General features: G+C 69.9%; 18 protein-coding genes and 1 tRNA gene. 13 read left to right on the top strand and 6 right to left on the bottom strand.

The window, feature by feature from the left end:
• Positions 1 to 35: 35 nt before the first annotated feature.
• Positions 36 to 638 (bottom strand): TetR/AcrR family transcriptional regulator, encoded by a 603-nt coding sequence (locus ACYVGI_RS18585; protein ID WP_460634063.1) that lies wholly within the window; start codon positions 636 to 638, stop codon positions 36 to 38.
• 43 nt (positions 639 to 681) lie between these two features.
• The gene (locus ACYVGI_RS18580) at positions 682 to 1554 is read right to left on the bottom strand and encodes a sigma-70 family RNA polymerase sigma factor (protein ID WP_460634062.1); all 873 of its coding nucleotides are present in this window, start codon (positions 1552 to 1554) and stop codon (positions 682 to 684) included.
• Positions 1555 to 1631: 77 nt separating this feature from the next.
• Between ACYVGI_RS18580 and ACYVGI_RS18575 the strand changes: the two genes are divergently transcribed.
• Together ACYVGI_RS18575 and ACYVGI_RS18570 are read left to right on the top strand one after the other, a co-directional pair.
• Positions 1632 to 2426 carry an SDR family oxidoreductase gene (locus ACYVGI_RS18575; RefSeq protein ID WP_460634061.1) on the top strand — a complete coding sequence of 265 codons (795 nt, stop codon included), beginning with the start codon at positions 1632 to 1634 and terminating at the stop codon, positions 2424 to 2426.
• Positions 2427 to 2430: 4 nt separating this feature from the next.
• Complete coding sequence (locus ACYVGI_RS18570) at positions 2431 to 2970, top strand: DUF1697 domain-containing protein (RefSeq protein WP_460634060.1); 540 nt, start codon at positions 2431 to 2433, stop codon at positions 2968 to 2970.
• Here ACYVGI_RS18570 and uxaC read toward each other — a convergent pair.
• Together uxaC and ACYVGI_RS18560 are read right to left on the bottom strand one after the other, a co-directional pair.
• Positions 2967 to 4382, bottom strand: a complete 1416-nt coding sequence (gene uxaC, locus ACYVGI_RS18565; RefSeq protein ID WP_460634059.1) for a glucuronate isomerase — start codon at positions 4380 to 4382, stop codon at positions 2967 to 2969. The genes ACYVGI_RS18570 and uxaC overlap by 4 nt on opposite strands.
• 10 nt (positions 4383 to 4392) lie before the next feature.
• Positions 4393 to 5412, bottom strand: a complete 1020-nt coding sequence (locus ACYVGI_RS18560; protein WP_460634058.1) for a LacI family DNA-binding transcriptional regulator — start codon at positions 5410 to 5412, stop codon at positions 4393 to 4395.
• A gap of 143 nt (positions 5413 to 5555) precedes the next feature.
• On the opposite strand from ACYVGI_RS18560, the gene ACYVGI_RS18555 reads away from it, so the two are divergent.
• The 11 genes from ACYVGI_RS18555 (at position 5556) to ACYVGI_RS18505 (ending at position 16000) form a co-directional block, all read left to right on the top strand.
• Positions 5556 to 6914: an ABC transporter substrate-binding protein gene (locus tag ACYVGI_RS18555; RefSeq protein ID WP_460634057.1), complete on the top strand. Its 1359-nt coding sequence runs from the start codon at positions 5556 to 5558 to the stop codon at positions 6912 to 6914.
• A gap of 12 nt (positions 6915 to 6926) precedes the next feature.
• Positions 6927 to 7937, top strand: coding sequence for a carbohydrate ABC transporter permease (locus ACYVGI_RS18550; RefSeq protein ID WP_460634056.1), 1011 nt, complete (start codon positions 6927 to 6929; stop codon positions 7935 to 7937).
• Positions 7934 to 8809, top strand: coding sequence for a carbohydrate ABC transporter permease (locus tag ACYVGI_RS18545; RefSeq protein WP_460634055.1), 876 nt, complete (start codon positions 7934 to 7936; stop codon positions 8807 to 8809). Before ACYVGI_RS18550 ends, ACYVGI_RS18545 begins: the two co-directional genes overlap by 4 nt.
• A 20-nt stretch (positions 8810 to 8829) precedes the next feature.
• Positions 8830 to 9663, top strand: a complete 834-nt coding sequence (locus ACYVGI_RS18540; RefSeq protein WP_460634159.1) for a sugar phosphate isomerase/epimerase family protein — start codon at positions 8830 to 8832, stop codon at positions 9661 to 9663.
• On the top strand, positions 9660 to 10802 hold the full coding sequence (locus ACYVGI_RS18535) for a Gfo/Idh/MocA family protein (protein WP_460634054.1): 1143 nt from the start codon (positions 9660 to 9662) through the stop codon (positions 10800 to 10802). The genes ACYVGI_RS18540 and ACYVGI_RS18535 overlap by 4 nt, the downstream gene beginning before the upstream one ends.
• Positions 10803 to 10805: 3 nt before the next feature.
• Complete coding sequence (locus ACYVGI_RS18530) at positions 10806 to 11678, top strand: sugar phosphate isomerase/epimerase family protein (protein ID WP_460634053.1); 873 nt, start codon at positions 10806 to 10808, stop codon at positions 11676 to 11678.
• Entirely contained in the window at positions 11675 to 13063 is a 1389-nt protein-coding gene (locus tag ACYVGI_RS18525) for a mannitol dehydrogenase family protein (protein WP_460634052.1), read from the top strand. Before ACYVGI_RS18530 ends, ACYVGI_RS18525 begins: the two co-directional genes overlap by 4 nt.
• A gap of 1 nt (position 13064) precedes the next feature.
• Entirely contained in the window at positions 13065 to 14315 is a 1251-nt protein-coding gene (manD, locus tag ACYVGI_RS18520; protein ID WP_460634051.1) for a D-mannonate dehydratase ManD, read from the top strand.
• Positions 14312 to 14824 (top strand): gluconokinase, encoded by a 513-nt coding sequence (locus ACYVGI_RS18515; RefSeq protein WP_460634050.1) that lies wholly within the window; start codon positions 14312 to 14314, stop codon positions 14822 to 14824. Before manD ends, ACYVGI_RS18515 begins: the two co-directional genes overlap by 4 nt.
• 271 nt (positions 14825 to 15095) lie before the next feature.
• Positions 15096 to 15812 (top strand): DUF2510 domain-containing protein, encoded by a 717-nt coding sequence (locus tag ACYVGI_RS18510; RefSeq protein WP_460634049.1) that lies wholly within the window; start codon positions 15096 to 15098, stop codon positions 15810 to 15812.
• 97 nt (positions 15813 to 15909) lie between these two features.
• Positions 15910 to 16000, top strand: a tRNA-Ser gene (locus ACYVGI_RS18505).
• Between the two features lie 447 nt (positions 16001 to 16447).
• Here the strand turns inward: ACYVGI_RS18505 and ACYVGI_RS18500 are convergent.
• The gene (locus ACYVGI_RS18500) at positions 16448 to 16990 is read right to left on the bottom strand and encodes a hypothetical protein (protein WP_460634048.1); all 543 of its coding nucleotides are present in this window, start codon (positions 16988 to 16990) and stop codon (positions 16448 to 16450) included.
• The gene (locus ACYVGI_RS18495; protein WP_460634047.1) at positions 16987 to 17571 is read right to left on the bottom strand and encodes an RNA polymerase sigma factor; all 585 of its coding nucleotides are present in this window, start codon (positions 17569 to 17571) and stop codon (positions 16987 to 16989) included. Before ACYVGI_RS18495 ends, ACYVGI_RS18500 begins: the two co-directional genes overlap by 4 nt.
• Positions 17572 to 17632 lie beyond the last annotated feature (61 nt).

The following is a 17632-nucleotide window of genomic DNA, read 5'->3' as shown; positions in this document are numbered from 1 at the left end:
GAGGTGGGTCGCGCGGGGTGGGTCGTGGGGCCAGGTCAGGCGAACAGGTCGCGGACGGCGTCGAGGCGCCGCCGCATGAGGGTGGGGAAGTCGCTTGCGTCGTCTGTGCGGAAGAACTCCTCCGCGCTCGCGCGCAGCACAGCGCCGACGAGCTGCACGGCGGCGGCGGCACGGAGGTCTCCGGCCGGCAGTCCCTCCCTGCGCTCGACGAGCTCGATGTCGTCGCGCTCGCCTCTGCTCGCCAGCTCGAGCATGTGATGAAGCAGACGCGGCTCGCGCTCGAACGCCGCGAAGAGCTGGTGGACCTCCTCCGCGGTGATGCCGCCGAACGCCCACCGGTCGAGATGCAGTTCGAGCAGGTCGTCGACCAGGCTGCCGTAGCCGCGCGCCCCGGCGGCGGCGAACCTCTCGGCAGCGCCGGACTCGTCCACGTCGACGGGCACGCCCATGACGGCGTTCTCTTTGGACGCGAAGTAGTTGAAGAAGGTGCGCCGCGAGACGCCGACCTCCTCGCACAACTCCTCGATGGTGAACCCGCTGAGCCCCCGCTCGATGGTGAGGCGGCGCGATGCATCCTTGAGCCCGCGCGCGGTCTCCGCCTTGCGGCGCTCGCGCTGGGAGATTGCACTTTCTGGCATAGAGTGCATTCTTGCACTTTTGAGGACGGAGTGCATCCTGAGGTCAGCCGGCGAGCACCGCCTCCACCCCCAGCTCCCGCAGCCGCGCCGGGTCCGCCAGCACGTCCAGCGCGACGATGCGGCCTCCGACGATGTCGAACGCCATGATCGACGCGACGGTGCCGTTCAGCACGGCGGCGACGCCGGGGCGGCCGCCGATCAGGATGGGGGTGGAGTGGGCGGCCAGCCGGCCGGAGAGCACGGCCTGCTCCGCGATCGACCGCGCGCCGTCGACGAGCTGGGTGGATGCGCCGTAGTCGGCGTGGAGCACGGCGTCGGCGTCGAGCAGGGAGAGGAGCGCGGTCAGGTCGCCGTCCTGCGCGGCGGCGAGCCACGCATCCACGATCCGTCTGGTGCTGCGGCGCTCCGAGGGCGGAGGGGGGGATGCTCCGCGCACCCGGCGTCTCGCGCGCGACGCGAGCTGGCGTGCGGCCGCTGGTGACGTGTCGAGTACGGTCGCGACCTCGTCGAACGGCTGGCCGAAGACGTCGTGCAGCACGAGGGCGATGCGTTCGGCTGGGTTCAGCGTCTCCAGGAGGACGAGCAGGGCAGTGCTGATGCGATCGCCCTTCTCCACCAGGTCGGCGGGGTCGAGGTCGGCGGAGACCGGCTCGTCCCGCCAGGGCTCGACCTGCCACGAGTGCTCGCGGGCGCGGCGCGGGGCGCGGAGAACGTCCAGGCTCACCCGGGAGACGACCGTGGTCAGCCAGGCTTCGAGGTTCTGGATGCTCGCGACGTCCGTGCGTTCGAGCCGGAGCCAGGTCTCTTGGACCGCGTCGTCCGCGTCCGCCGTCGAACCGAGCAGGCGGGCCGCGATGGCGCGCAGTCTCGGCCGCTCGGTCTCGAAGCGTCTCGCCAAGGATTTCTGGTCGCTCATGTCACATCTCCTCGTTCATGATCGTCGGAATGTCGACGAGGGAACACCCTCGACTGTGACAGGGAAGGCAACCACTCATGAATGCTCCACTGCTGGTGACCGGCGGCACAGGCAACATCGGCGGTCGTGTGGTGCCGCTGCTGCGCGCGGCGGGCCGCGACCTCCGCATCCTCTCCAGGCACGCGCACCCGGATGAGCCGGGCATCCAGCATGTCCAAGGGGACACCGTGACCGGCGCGGGACTCACCGCAGCACTCGACGGGGTCGGAGTCGTGCTGCACCTCGCGGGAGGGGCGAAAGGCGACGATGTCGCCGCCCGCGTGCTCTCCGCCGCGGCGCGGACCGCCGGGGTGCGGCACCTCGTCCTGATCTCGGTGGTCGGGGCCGACAGGATGCCGATCGGGTACTTCCGCGCCAAGGCGGAGGCTGAGCGGATCATCGCGGAATCCGGCGTGCCGTGGACCGTGCTGCGCGCCGCCCAGCTCCACGATTTCGTGCTCCCGATCGTGGCGGGGATGGCGAAGCTGCCGCTGCTGCCGACACCCGGCGGGCTGCGGTTCGAGCCGGTGCACGGCGACGAGGTCGCTGCCAGGCTCGCCGAACTCGCGCTCGGAGACCCGGCAGGGCGCGTCGCCGACATCGCGGGACCGGACGTGCTCGGAATCCGGGAGCTGGCGGCGGCGTACGCCGAGGCCGACGGGCGGCGACTGCGCCCGAGCCTGCCCGTCCGCATCCCCGGGGGCGTCGGACGCGCATACCGCGCAGGCGAGAACCTGGCGGAGGAGGGGGCGCTGCGCGGCGAGCGGACGTGGGAGGAGTTCCTGCGGGAGCCGCAGAGGCTCGCGCAGAGCCGGTCGTCGGTGCGATCATGAGCGCATGGCCGGATACGTCGCCCTGCTGCGCGGCATCAATGTGGGCGGCACGAACCTGATCGGGATGGCCGCACTCGCGGAGGACTTCCGCGCGGCGGGGTACGAGAGCGTCCGCACCCACAGCCAGAGCGGCAACGTGCTGTTCGAGGCGCAGCCGCAGAGCGGCCAACGCCTGGAGGCCGCGGTCGAGGCGATGCTGCGACACCGGCTGGATGCGCCGATCACCGTGATCGCCCGGTCGAGGGACGAACTGGCGGCGACGGTCGCTGCCGCCCCAGCAGACCACGGGTCTGACGAACTCCGCAGCGAGGTGTTCTTCCTGAAACACCCGCTCACCGCCGACGAGGTGATGGCGCAGCTCCCCGAGCTGCGCGACGGCGTCGACCGCATGACCGCGGGGCCAGGCGCGCTCTACTTCTCGCGCACCAAGGCGCTCGCGACCAAGACCCGCATCCAGCGTCTGATGGCGATGCCGGTCTTCAAGCAGATGACCGTGCGCACCTGGCGCACCACCACCCGCCTGCTGGAACTCCTCGACGCCTAGCCGAGGCGGAAGGTGGAGCGGGGGATGTCGTCGACGAGGCGGTGTGCGATGGCGAACGCGTCCTCCTCCGCGAGCTGGTGGGTGACCACGAGGGAGGAGAGGAACGACGCATCCACTCGGCGTGACATGTCGTGCCTGGCCGGGATGGAGCAGAACGCCCGCGTGTCGTCGATGAAGCCGCTGGTCTTCGTGAAACCAGCGCTGTCCGTGATGGCCTGGCGGTAGCGCAGGATCGCGGCGGGGGTGTCGATGAACCACCATGGCGCACCCGCGTACACGCTCGGGTAGAAGCCCGCCAGCGGCGCGATCTCGCGCGAGAACGTCGTCTCGTCCACCGTGAACAGCACGATCCGGAAGGTCGAGCTGGTGCCGAAGTCGCGCAGGATGGGCGTGAGCGGCACCGTGAAACCGCCCACGGCCGGCAGGTCGTGGCCGGTGTCCGGCCCGAACGCGTCGAACGTCGGCCGGTGGTGGTTGCGGATGACGCCCGGGTGCAACTGCATCACCAGGCCGTCGTCGGCCGCCATCTCGGCCAGCCGGTAGAGCATGTTGCGTCGGTAGGCCACGGCCTCCGCGGCGGTCAGGCTGCCGGCGATGGCGGCCAGGTGGATGCGTGACGCCTCCGCCTCCGAGAGCGGCTCGCTCCCCGCGTCGATCACGCCGGTGTCCGTCGCGGTGCCTCCCGCGGCGATGAACGCCTGGCGGCGCGCACGCAGGGCGGCGAGGAGGCCGGGGTATGTGGAGGTGTCGATGTCCGCGCGGTCGGCCAGCGCATCCAGTCTGCCGCGCCAGGTCGGCTCGTCCGGGTGCATGTAGCGGTCGGCGCGGAAGGTGGGGACGACGCGGCCGGTGAAGGTCGGGTCGTCGCGGAGGCGCTGGTGGGCGGCCAGGTCGTCTGCCGGGTCGTCCGTGGTCGCGAGCACCGAGATGCGGAACCGGTCGAACAGCGCCCGCGGACGGAACTCCGGGCGGGTCAGCGTCTCGGAGAGCTGGTCGTAGAGGGCGTCCGCGCTCGCCGCAGACGGCTGCTCGGTGAGTCCGAACACCTCGCTGAACTCCGACTCGAACCAGAACCGGACCGGGGTTCCGAGGAAGACGTCCCAGTTCTCGCAGAGGCGACGCCAGATCTCCCTCCCGGAGGCGGTCGGTGCTGCGCCGTCGCGGGACAGGCCGAGCTCGTCCAGGGGAACGCCGACCGCGTGCAGCATCCTGGTCACGTAGTGGTCGGGCGTGATGAGGAGCGCAGACGGGTCTCCGAACGGCTCGTCGTCGGCGAGCATCGCCGCCGGCACGTGCCCGTGCGGCGACACGATGGGTGCGTCGGCGACCGCCGCGTGCAGGCGCCTGGCCAGGTCGCGCTCCGCCGGGTCGGCGGGGAACAGGCGGTCTGGATGCGGGGCGAGCGTGGTCATCGGCGTCCTTTCAGTTCCGCGCCGGCCCGGTGGAGGACCGCACGGTGAGGTGGGTGGGGAGGGTGGCGCCCTGGCGCGTCCCGAGCGTGCTCTGCTCGTCGAGCCTGGCGAGCAGCATGGACACCGCCGTGCGCCCCGCCTGCTCGATCGGAGCGGTGAGCGTGGTGAGCGGCGGGTTGCAGAAGTCGGCGCCGAAGATGTCGTCGCAGCCGACGATGCTCACGTCGCCAGGCACGTCGACGCCGCGCTCGCGGAAGCGGGCGAGCATCCCGATGGCCAGCAGGTCGTTGAACGCGATGCAGGCGGTGACGCCCGCGTGCAGGACGGCGTCGGCGGCAGCGGCGCCCGCGTACTGGCGCGGGGAGAACGGGCCGAGCCTGGTTGCCGTGACGCCGTAGCGCTCCGCCGCCCTGACCATGGCCCGCCAGCGACCCTCGTTCGACCACGACGTCTCTGGTCCTGAGGCGTAGCAGAGCTGGGTGTGGCCGAGGGAGACGAGGTGGCCGACGGCCTGCTCGATGCCGCTCGGGGTGTCGATGAAGATGTGCGGGACGGCGCGGGTCTGCCGGTTGATCGCGACCAGGGGGATCTCCTGCGCCAGCGTGGTCAGCCGCCTGTCGGTGAGGCGGGATGCGGCCAGGATCGCGCCGTCGAAGGAGCGGCGGAGCTTGTGCAGCATCCCGTCCTCCAGCTCGTCCGACTCCTCGGTGTCGACCAGGATCTGGGTGTACCCGGCGGCCTTCAACTGCTGCTGCGTTCCCCGGATGATGCCGAAGTAGAACGGGTTGGTCACGTCGGAGACGAGCACGGCGATGGCGCGGGTCTTGCCGCTGGTGAGTGCCCTGGCCTGCGAGTTTGGCACGTAGTTGAGCTCGCGTGCTGCCTGCTCGATGCGCTCGCGGGTGATGGCGTTCACCCGGCCGGGATTGGAGAGGGCGCGCGAGACCGTCGAGGTGGCGACGCCGCTGGCCGCCGCCACGTCTGCGAGGGTGGCTGGGCGATCCGACCCCGCTCCGGCGAGAGGTTGCATGACGACATCTCAGCACACGATGGCAAATTATGGCAATCGGTTGCAGCAACCTTGCCGCGCTGTTTAGAGTCCTCAGCAACCATCCTCCCTGCACCAGCAGAGGGTGCTGACACTCACGTCCCTGTCTCAAAGGAGAGTCACGAATGAGATCTCGCATCGCGCTCGGCGCGGTCGCCGGCCTGGCCGTCATCGGCCTGGCACTGAGCGGCTGCTCCTCGTCGGGGAGCACCGGCTCCTCCACCTCCGGGAAGGTCGACGGCAAGGGCAAGACCCTCGACGTCATGATCGCGGCCAACTCGCTCTACCCGACCGAACAGCAGCAGTGGTTCAAGGATGTCTCCGCCCAGTTCGAGAAGGAGACGGGAGCCACCGTCAAGTTCGAGACCTTCGCGTCCGCGAACGACGAGCTGACCAAGATCCAGACCTCGGTGCTCAGCGGCCAGGGCCCGGACATCTACGACCTCGGCACCACGTTCACCCCCACCGCATACTCCACGGGCGCGTTCGTCAAGCTCACCGACGACGACTGGAAGAAGGTCGGCGGCCGCGACCGGTTCGTGCCGGCCACGCTCGGCATCTCCGGGCCGGACGAGAAGAACGAGGTGGGCATCCCGTTCCTCAGCCGCCCGTTCGTGATGGCATACAACAAGGACCTCCTGAAGGCGGCAGGCATCGACAAGCCGGCGGACACCTGGGATGGGCTCGCCGACCAGGCGAAGAAGCTCACCTCCGGCGACGTGCACGGCATGGCCGTCGCGTACGCGGACAGCTTCGACCCGTGGAAGTTCGTCTGGGCGATGTCGATGCAGCAGGGCAACACCATCCTCGACCTGAAGAGCAAGAAGGCCACGATCGACGACGACGCCGTGAAGAAGGCGTACGAGACGTACTTCGGCTGGCTCACCGACGACAAGGTCGTCGACCCCGCCGCGATCGGCTGGAAGAACGCCAACGCCGTCGCGGCCTTCGCGGACGGCAAGGCCGCGTTCCTGCCGATGGTCTCCTCGTCGTCGCAGGTCTCGCTCGACAAGTCGAGCGTCGCCGGCAAGTACGCGTACGCCGTGATGCCGACCATCCCGCCGGGGGCGACCACGCTCCCGAGCGACGGGAAGGCCGCAGCGACGATCATCTCCGGCGACAACATGGTGGTGGCGAAGTACTCCAAGAACCAGGACCTCGCCTTCGCCCTCGTCAAGATGCTCACCAGCACGGACAACCAGGTGAAGTACACCAAGACGTTCGGCGATCTGCCGACCAACGCCGATGCGGCCAAGCAGATCGAGAACGGCAACGAGCTCATCGCGCCGATCCTCGACGCGGGCACCAAGGCGTACGGCACTCCGTTCAGCGGCGCGTGGGGCGACACCCAGCTCGCCCTGGTGAACGTGGTGGTCCAGTCCATCCCGTCGCTGTCGAGCGGGTCGGTGTCGTCCTCCGATCTCGAGGCCAAGCTCAAGACGGCGCAGGACACCGCGCAGAGCTCGCTGAACAAGGCCAAGTAGCCGGAACCGATCATGTCCAACCCCACCCTGGCCGCGCCGGAAGGCGCGACCGGCCACGAGAGCGGCTCGCCCGCGGGGAACACCCCCGCGGGCGGCCGCCCCGGCCGGAACGACCAGCACGCCACACCGCGCCGCAAGCGGAAGTACGAGCGCAACCGGCCGCTCTGGATGCTGCTCCCCGGCGGCATCCTCATGCTGGTCATCATCGTGGTGCCGCTCATCGTCGCGGCGATCATGTCCACGCTCGACCTCGACCAGTACACGCTGCAGAGCTGGCTGCAGGCTCCGTTCATCGGCCTGCAGAACTACGTCGAGGCCATCGTCTCGTCGTCGCTGCTGCGCTCCATCGGCATCAGCGTCTCCTTCGCGCTGATCGCGGCGGTCGTCACCATGCCGATCGGTCTCGCCGCCGCCCTCGCCACCCAGAACAAGTTCCGCGGCCGGGCGCTGGTCCGCTCGCTGTTCCTCATCCCGTACGTGCTCCCCGCGTTCGTGGTCGGCACGCTCTGGCGCACCATGCTGCAGCCGGGCGGCGTCGTCGACTCGACGCTCGGCGCGATGGGCATCCACACCGGGCTGTTCCTCAACGGCCCGCTCAGCTACTGGTCGCTCATCGTCGTGCAGATCTGGACGTCGTGGCCGTTCTTCTACCTGCTCGTCCTCGCCGGACTGCAGTCGGTGGACCACGAGGTGCACGAGGCGGCGGCCATCGACGGAGCCACCTGGTGGATCAAGCTGCGCTCGGTGATCCTGCCGTACCTGCGCGGTCCGATCCTGCTGGCGCTCATCATCGCGTTCCTGCACAACATCAACGCGTTCACGCTGCCGTTCGTGCTGTTCGGGGTGCCAGCGCCGCAGGACGTCGACGTGCTGCCGGTGCTGACGTACGTCACCAGCTTCCAGAGCTTCCGGTTCGGGCTGAGCGCCGCGATGGCGATCTGCTCGCTGGTGCTCATCGCCATCCCGCTGTTCATCTACCTGCGGGCCGTGAAACTCGACTCGGGAGAAGAGGAGCAGCGATGACCGCCGTCAAGCCGTCCTCGGCCGACATCACCCGGCTGCTGCCGCGCCCGCTGCTCATCGCGGTCATCGCGGTGCTGCTGGTGATCGTGCTCGGCCCTGTGCTCTACATGCTGTTCGCCTCGATCAACTCCGACGTCGCCGTCGCCGGCGGCGCGTTCTTCCCGACCGAGCTGCACCTCGACAACTACCTCAAGGTGTGGACGACGGTCGACCTCGGCACCGGGCTGATGAACAGCGTGATCGTCTGCGTCGCAGTCGCCATCGTCTGTGCGTTCCTCGCCGTCGCGACCGCGTACGTGCTGGTCCGCTACGACTTCCGCGGGCGCCTGACCTTCCTGCGCGGCCTGCTCGGCCTGCAGTCGATCCCCGGCACGCTCATGCTGCTGCCGGTGTTCGTGCTGTTCTCGTCGACCGCGAGCCTGCTCGGGGTTCAGATCATCGGGACGCGCTGGGCGGTGTTCATCACCTACCTGACGTTCGCCCTCCCGTTCTCGACCTGGGTCATGGTCACCTACCTGCGCGGCCTGCCCAAGGCGCTCGAAGAGGCGGCGCGCATCGACGGAGCGTCGTCGTGGCGCATCCTGACCCGCATCGTGGTGCCGCTGAGCTGGCCGGGCATCGTCGTCTCCGGCATCTTCGCGTTCCTGCTCGGCTGGAACGACGTGCTGTTCGCATCCGTGCTGACCAACCCCGAGACCCGCACCGCCGCCGTGGCGCTGCAGGTGTTCGGGGCGACGCAAGAGGGTGGCGCGATCCCGCTCTACGGGCAGATGATGGCGGCGTCCCTCATCTGCGCCGTGCCCGTGGTCGTTCTGTACCTCGTGTTCCAGCGCTACCTCGTCGGTGGCCTGACCTCTGGAGGAGTGAAGTGAGCCAGAACGCTCAAGATTCGGTGAGCTGGGCCCTGTCGGGCTTCGGCGACGAGATCGACCAGGACCCTGTGGTCCAGGTCGCGGTGCTGCAGGCCCTCGGTGCGAACCACATCGAGGTGCGCAGCGCCTGGGGCGTGAACATCGTCGACCTCGACGACGAACAGCTCGACCGGCTCGCCGGGATCTTCACCGAGCGGGGGATGGGCGTCTCCGCCATCGCATCGCCCATCGGCAAAGTGGATGTGTCCCTCCCCGTCGAGCACGAGGTGGAACGACTCGGCCGCGCCATCGCAGCGGCCAAGCGTCTCGGCGCGCGCTACATCCGGCTGTTCTCCTACTATCGCGGGGACGATGTCGCCGTCGAGAGCATCCGCGACGACGTGATGCTCCGGATGCGCGCCCTCGCCGATGCGGCGGAGGCCGCCGATGTCGTGCTGCTGCACGAGAACGAGAAGGACATCTACGGCGACACGCCCGAGCGCTGCCTCGACATCGTCGAGACGGTCGGCTCGCCGAATCTGCGGCTCGCCTGGGACAGCGCCAACTTCGTGCAGGTCGGCGTCGCCTTCCCGTTCGACGACGGCTACGCCGCCCTCCGTCCGCACCTGGAGTACCTGCAGGTGAAGGACGCCGTCAGCGCCACCGGCGAGGTCACCCCGGCAGGGGAGGGAGACGGGCAGGTGCTCGCCACCCTCACCGCGCTCCGCGACGACGGATACACCGGCTTCGCGTCCCTGGAACCCCACCTCGCCGACGTGAACAACATGGGCGGCTTCTCCGGCCCGGAGGCGTTCGGCCGCGCGGGCCGCGCGCTCCGCCGTCTCACCGACCAGATTGGAGTGACGCTCGTATGAGCTCTCGCCTGAACGTGGCCATCGTCGGCTGCGGCATCATCGGACTCAACCACGCCAGGGCCATCGCCAGGCACCCCGACCTGGCGATCACCGCCCTGGTGGATGCGGTCCCCGCCGCCGCCAGCGCCCTCGCCGACCAGATCGTGTCCGAGTTCGGCGGGGAGCGCCCCGCGGAGTTCGAGACCCTTCCCGCCGCTGTCGCCGCCGCCGATGTCGACATCGTCGTCATCTGCACCCCAAGCGGACTGCACGTGCAGCTCGCGGAAGAAGCGCTCGCCGCGGGCAAGCACGTGGTGATCGAGAAGCCGCTCGACGTCTCGATGGCGCGAGCCAGGCGCATCCTGGAGCTGTCCAGGGAGGCGGAGGGCCGCGGTCTGGTGGTCTCCGTGATCAGCCAGCACCGGTTCGACCCCGCCTCCGTGGTCGTCGCAGACGCGGCCCACAGCGGTGCGTTCGGCCGGGTGACCAGCGGGATCGCATCCGTCGCCTGGTGGCGCAGCCAGGACTACTACGACTCCGGCCAGTGGCGCGGCACCTGGGAGCTCGACGGCGGAGGGGCCGTGATGAACCAGGGCGTGCACACCGTCGACCTGCTCGTCTGGTTCCTCGGCAGGCCGGTCGAGGTCGTCGCGCAGACGGCGCTCCTCGCGCACGAGCGCGTCGAGGTCGAGGACATCGCGGTCGCGACCGTGCGGTTCGAGTCCGGCGCGCTCGCCGTGGTGCACGCGACGACCGCCGCGTACCCGGGGGGCTCGGTGCGCATCCATGTGCACGGCGACCGCGGCTCGGCCATCATCGAGGACGACCAGCTCGAGTACTTCGGCACCGCGGATGCCGCGGCGTTCGACGCGAGCGGCGCCAGCGTGGTGAACCGTGCGGCCGAGCTCGTCGAGGCGGGCGAGGTGCGCGGGGGAGACCGCGGCGCCGACCGCTTCATCGTGGGCCACCTGCGCCAGTACGAAGACGTGGTGGATGCGATCCAGCAGCACCGCGCGCCCGGCGTGACGGTCGAGGACGCGTTCGTGTCCCTCGCCGTCGTGCGCGCCATCTACCTGTCGGCCACCCTCGGCCGGCCGATCGCGTTCGACGAGGTGCTCTCCGGGGCGCTCGACGACATCACCGTCACGACAGGAGCCTGACCGATGAAGTTCTCGGTGTTCACCGCATCCACCCCCGACTGGACCCCCACGGAGGCGGCGCAGACGCTCGCAGCGCAGGGCTGGGACGGCATCGAGTGGCGCGTCATCGACCAGGACGACGCCACCCCGCCCGGCTTCTGGGCGGGCAACCGCTCCACCTGGCCGCTGACGGGGCTCGAAGAGTCCGTGCCGGAGATCGCGCGACTGACCGCTGAGTCCGGCCTGGAGTTCTCCGGCATCGGCGGCTACGCCCGCTGCGACGACCACGAGAACGTGGACAGGATGCTCGCCGCCACCGCCGCTCTCGGCGCACGGCAGGTGCGCGTCACCGTGCCGCGCACCGACTCCGGCGATGACTACCGCGAGCTGTTCGCCTCCGCCCGCCGCGACGTCGAGCGGGCAGCGGCCCGTGCGGGCGAGCTCGGCGTGAAGGCGCTGATCGAGCTGCACCACGAGACCATCACGCCGTCGGCCTCCGCCGCGTTCCGGCTGGTCGGCGGCATCGACCCGCAGACGGTCGGCGTGATCCACGACCTCGGGAACCTCGTGATCGAAGGGCAGGAGGCGACTCTCGCCGCATTCCAGTTGCTCGGCCCGTACCTCGCGCACGTGCACGTGAAGAACGTCGCGTGGCTGCCGGGCGAGCCGGAGGCGGACGGCACGGTGCGCTGGCACCACGAGTGGGCTCCTCTGCGCACGGGCGCCGGAGACGTCGAGGCGTACTTCGAGGCGCTGCACGCCTTCGGCTACGACGGCTGGGTCACGGCGGAGGACTTCTCCACCGAGCTCCCGCTCGCCGAGCGCACGCGCGACAACCTGGCGTACCTGCGCGAGGTCGAGGCCAGCACGCGTTCGCTGGTCGCGGCGCGCGCATGACACCGCCGCCGCGCTCCGAGCGTCACCCCGTCCGCATCGTGCACCTCGGCCTCGGCGCGTTCCACCGTGCCCACCAGGCCTGGTACACCCAGCGGGCGAACGAGCGCGGCGACCGTGCGGGCGAGGCCGGCTGGGGGATCGCGGCGTTCACCGGCCGGAGTCCGGAAGCCGCGCGCGTGCTCGCGGCGCAGGACGCGGTCTACACGCTGATCGAGCGCGGTCCCGACACCGACTCTGCGACCATCGTGGATGCGCTGAGCACCGTGGCGGACGGAGGAGACACCGCGCGCTGGCGTGCGGCCGTCGCCGACCACGCTGTCGCGGTGCTGACGCTCACTGTCACGGAGGCCGGCTACCGTCCGCCCGCGGAGGCGCTCGACGCCGACCGGGCGTCGCTCGCCGCGGGGGAGGGCGCATCCACTGCCCCCGGCCGGCTGGTGGACGGGCTGCGTGCTCGTCGCGCGGCGGGCGCCGGCAGCATCGCCGTGGTGAGCTGCGACAACCTGCCCGGCAACGGCGAGGTGGCACGGGATGCGGTGCTCGGCCTCGCGCGCGATGTCGACGCAGAGCTGGCGGCGTGGATCGAGGCATCGGTCTCGTTCGTGTCGTCGATGGTCGACAGGATCACCCCGGCCACCACGGACGCCGACCGCGAGACCGCAGCTCGCCTCACCGGCTACGACGACGCGGCCCCGGTCGTCACCGAGCCGTTCAGCGAGTGGGTGCTGAGCGGCGCGTTCCCCGCGGGGCGTCCGGACTGGGATGCGGTCGGCGCGCAGTTCGTCGACGACATCGAGCCGTACGAGCGCCGCAAGCTCTGGCTGCTCAACGCCGGTCACTCCCTGCTCGCATACCGCGGACTGCTGCGCGGCCACGCCACCATCGCGGAGGCGATGGGCGACGACGCCATCGTCGCCGACCTCGAAGCGCTCTGGGCCGAGGCGCGCACCGAGCTTCCGTTCGACGCGCACACCGTGGATGCGGCCCTCTCCGCCCTCCGCGACCGCTTCGGCAACGCGCGCATCGAGCACCGGCTGGCGCAGATCGCGTCGGACGGCTCGCAGAAGCTCGGGCCGCGCATCCTGGACCCGTTGCGGGCGCGGCTGGCGGCAGGGCGCGCGCCGGGTGATGCGCAGGCCGGGGTGCTCGCCGCCTGGGCGCTGCACCTGCTCGCCGGCGACGTGCGCGACCCTGCCGCGGCACAGCTCGCCGCGCGGCTCAGCGCGAACCCGACAGACGACGCGGCGCTCGCCGCCGCTGTCCTCACCGAGCTGGCGCCCGACCTCGCGGGCGACGCAACGGTCACCGACCTCATCCAGAGCCGGATCGCGCACCTGCGCACCGGCGCCACCACCGAACCACCGCTACCGACAGGAGCACACTGACATGCGCATCACCTCCGCCGAGGTTCTCGTCTCGAGCCCCGGCCGCAACTTCGTGACACTGAGGATCACCACCGACGACGGGTTCACCGGTCTCGGCGACGCCACCCTCAACGGCCGGGAGCTCGCGGTCGCCGCCTACCTGAGCGAGCACGTGGTGCCGCTGCTGATCGGCAGGGACGCGCACCAGATCGAGGACACCTGGCAGTACCTGTACCGCGGCGCGTACTGGCGTCGCGGCCCGGTGACCATGGCGTCGATCGCCGCCGTCGACACCGCGCTCTGGGACATCAAGGCGAAGGCGGCTGGGCTGCCGCTCTACCAACTGCTCGGCGGGCGGAGCAGGGAGGGCCTGCTGGTCTACGGTCACGCATCCGGCGCAGAGCTGCCCGAGCTGTTCGACTCGATCACCGAGCACCTGGAGGAGGGCTACCGTGCCGTGCGCGTGCAGACGGGCATCCCGGGGCTGCCGTCCGTGTACGGGGTCGCGTCGAGCCAGAACGCCGCGGCGGGAGCAGGGTCGGGGTCCGACGCGCGCTACGACTACGAACCGGCGCGGCGGAGCGCCGTGCCCGTGGAGGAGTCGTGGGACACCCGCGCATACCTGCGGCACGCGCCGACGGTGTTCGAGGCGGTCCGGAACGAGTTCGGCCCCGAGCTGCCGCTGCTGCACGACGCCCACCACAGGCTCACGCCCATCCAGGCGGCGAAGCTCGGCAAGTCGCTGGAGCCGTACGACCTGTTCTGGCTCGAAGACGTGACGCCGGCGGAGAACCAGGCCGTGCTGAGGCGGGTGCGCGAGCACACCACGACGCCGCTCGCCATCGGCGAGGTGTTCAACACGATCTGGGACTACCGCGAACTGTTCGAGGAGCAGCTCATCGACTACGTGCGCTCGCCCATCACGCACGCGGGCGGCGTCACCGGGCTGCGCCGGATCTTCGATTACGCTTCGGTGTACCAGATCAAGTCCGGGGTCCACGGCCCCACCGACGTCTCGCCGGTCGGCCTGGCCGCCGCCATCCATCTCGGCATCGCCATCCCGAACTTCGGCATCCAGGAGTACATGAAGCACAGTCCGACCACCCACGAGGTCTTCCGCACCACGTACAGCTTCGAGAACGGGATGCTCGCGCCCAGCGATGCGCCCGGGCTCGGCGTGGACTACGACGACGTCGTCGCCCAGTCGTTCCCGTACGAGGCGGCCTACCTGCCGGTGAACCGTCTCCTCGACGGTTCCATGCACGACTGGTGACCGCAGAGGCCGCGGCGCCGGTGCGCGTCGTCGTGATGGGGGTGTCCGGCTCCGGCAAGAGCACGATCGGCGCCCTCATCGCGCACGAGCTGGGGGTGCCGTTCGTGGACGGGGATGCGCTGCATCCGATCGAGAACGTGCGGAAGATGGCAGGTGGCACCCCGCTGGACGACGCCGACCGCGCTCCGTGGCTCCGCGCCGTCGGCCGTGCTCTGGCGGAGGCGGACGGCGGCCTGGTGATCGCCTGCTCCGCCTTGAAGAGGGCGTACCGCGATCTCATCGCGAGCGAGGCGCCCGGCGCGGTGTTCATCCACCTCGCCGGATCGCGCGCCGTGCTCGCAGCCCGCATGGAGGGCCGCACCGACCACTTCATGCCCGCCGCGCTCCTCGACTCGCAGCTCGCGACGCTCGAACCGCTCGCCGCAGACGAGCGCGGCGCGACGATCGACATCGACGCGCCCGTCGACGCCGTGCTCGCGCGCGCCGCGGCCGCGGCGAGCGGGCGCTGACGCGCCCGCCCGACCGCACGTTGCGCACGACTCGTGCGCGTCGCCGAGGGGTCGCCTCGTGCGGAACGTGCGGTGCGCGGCCGCCGGACCGCGCGTTTCGCACGACTCGTGCCCGGCCGCCGCCCGGTCGCCGAGGGGTCGCTTCGTGCGGAACGTGCGGTGCGCGGCCGCCGGACCGCGCGTTTCGCACGACTCGTGCGCGCATCCATAGGTCGCGGCGGTAGCATACGAGCCGGGCGGCCGGACGAGCCGCAGAAGCGGAGCCGCACGCATGAGCAACACCAACGCACCCGTCCCGGCCGGGTGGTATCCGGACCCGACCGGCGCACAGCAACTGCGCTGGTGGGACGGAGCCCAGTGGACGGCGCACTATGCGCCGCTGACCGGAGCGGCGCAGCAGCCGGTGCAGCAGCCCGCGTACGCGCAGCAACCCGCATACGGGCAGCAGCCGGTCTACGCGCAGCAGCCCGCGTACGGCCAGACCTACGCGCCCACTCGGCCGCGCCTGGCCGACGGTGCACGCGTCTACAACGTCTACATCTGGCTGGTCGTCGCTCTCCCGTTCCTGAGCGTGGTGCTGCTGCCGTTCTACCAGCCGCACTTCGACTTCGTCACCAGCTCCGACGGCAGCTACGTCTACAACGGCAGCCCGCTCGGGATGTTCGGCCCCATGTACTTCGTCCTCGTCGGCGTCGGCTTCCTGGCATACGCCCTCAGCGTGGTCTTCTCCTGGCTCGACTACCGCGAGCTGGAGCGCGCCGGCGTCGTCCGCCCGTTCCACTGGGCGTGGACGTTCCTCAGCGGCCTCGTCTACGTGATCGGTCGCAGCGTCATCGTCCGCCGCGTCGCCCCCGGCCGCGGCCTCGCCCCGATCTGGGTCACGATCGGCCTCTACATCCTGTCGCTCATCATCTCGTTCGCGTGGGGCATCTCCCTCGTCTCGTCGATGATGCACAGCATCCCGAACATGCAGAACCTCGGCGCCTGATCGGGGATGCGCCTCCCGCACCCTGAGAACCCGGTGTCCGACCCGGCCTGAATCGTCCGTTATGATGGCTGTCGTGCGTCCGTCATACGGGCGCTCAGGAGACGTCGCATAGTTCGGCCTAGTGCACCACCCTGCTAAGGTGGAGTGCCCTTTACAGGGCACCGTGGGTTCAAATCCCACCGTCTCCGCACTCGGGGGCCATCTCACGTGGTCTCAGTATTGATCTCAGGTCTCCGGCCTCAAGGAACGGCTCCGCTCAGGCGGGGCCTCTCCTAATTGCGCTGGGTGAGTGCCTGGTCGATGAGTTGCGTCATGTCGATCGGTTGGGTTGGCGGCAGTTCCAGCGCCGCCGGATCGATCATTCGAGTTGCGAACATGAGATGCCCTTCTCTTTCGTGGGTGCCACACTTTTGTGCAGCCGTTCCCGTTGTTGAACTCCATCGGGTCGGTAGGTGCCCGCCGCCGCCTACCCCCAGGCACCGGGCGGCGGGCACCGTCCTCAATCCGCGCCGAAATGCCCCTTGTCATGCGCGCGGAGTATCGAGCCGGACGCGACCAACGGTGGCGCCGGTTGGAATCTGGAGAGGTAGTCGTGCCTCGCAGCGACAGCTCGCTCTGATGTCCGCCCGGCCATCTCAGTTCCCTGGCCCGACGAGGAAGCGACCGATCTGGGTTTCGCCGTCGCTCTTGTAGACCGGAAGCCATTGCCCGTTCGGATAGTTCTTCAGACGCTCCTGTTGTTGTTTCAGCGCTTGAGCTGGCGATGTCGGTTCCGGACCGCCGTTCTCCGCGCGCGTGAGGTCCCGGCTGAAAACGTAGCCGTCTACCGGTTTGCCGTTCGCGTCTTCGCCCTGGACTTCGATGAGGTCGGGCGCGACGGGACTTGACCCCTGTGCGCCGTAGGTTTGCCCGTTGGCGTTCTTCGGCCAGTCGGGGACCGGCGCGTACGAGGGCGACGCGCTCGGGTCGGTGCTGGGAAGGGCGGTCCATCCGGGAAGGCCGATGACGACCGCCGACGCGGCGACGCTGAGTGCCGCTCCCGCGGTGACGGCTCCGCCGAGCGCCCATCGCTGCCGGTGGACCCGGCGTACTTGTGCCGGATTCGTGTCGAAACGGACCTTTGCGGCGAGGGCTGCTTCGAGGGCTTCGCTGCGCTTGGGATCGAAGACGATGGTCATTGCATGCTCCTGATCTCTTCGGTGGAGAGGTCGATCGAGACGATGTCCGCGAGACGGCTCCGTGCGCGCGAGAGCCGGGACTTCACGGTGCCGGGCGGCACGCGGAGAAGGTTGGCGACCTGTTGGGTGCTCAGCTCCTCCAGGACGCACAGACTCAAGATCTCGCGGTCCCGGTCGTTGAGGCGTTCGAACGATTCCCGGACCCTGGCGGCGATGTCGTCGTGTTGGAGGCGATCCAAGACGTCGCTGCTGTGGTCGGCGATCGGCTCCGGAGCTGGCATCTTGGCGAGGAGTGCCTGGTGCCGTCGGAACGCTCGCACGTTGTTTCGTGCCAGGTTCGACGCGGTGACGAGCAGCCACGGGAGGATGGATGCGTCGTCCGAACTGATGCGGTTTCGCTTGCGCCAGACTTCGGCGAACGTCAGCGCGACCAGGTCCTCCGCGTCCGAGGGAGTGCTGGCCAACCTCAGCGTGTGTCGAAACACCCGGTCGCGGTGACGGCGGAAGAGTCGGGCGAACGCATCGCCATCGCCGGCACTGGCCTGCCTGAGCAGGTCGAGGTCGGTCGGTTCGGCGTTCATACCCTGTAATGTCCAGCAGTTCCGTGTTGGTTCCAAGCACCGCAGAAGGGGCACGCGACCG

The organism is Leifsonia lichenia, assembly GCF_054780215.1.
The sequence above is the reverse complement of the archived record's forward strand: the minus strand, read 5'-3'. Positions and strand labels throughout refer to the sequence as shown.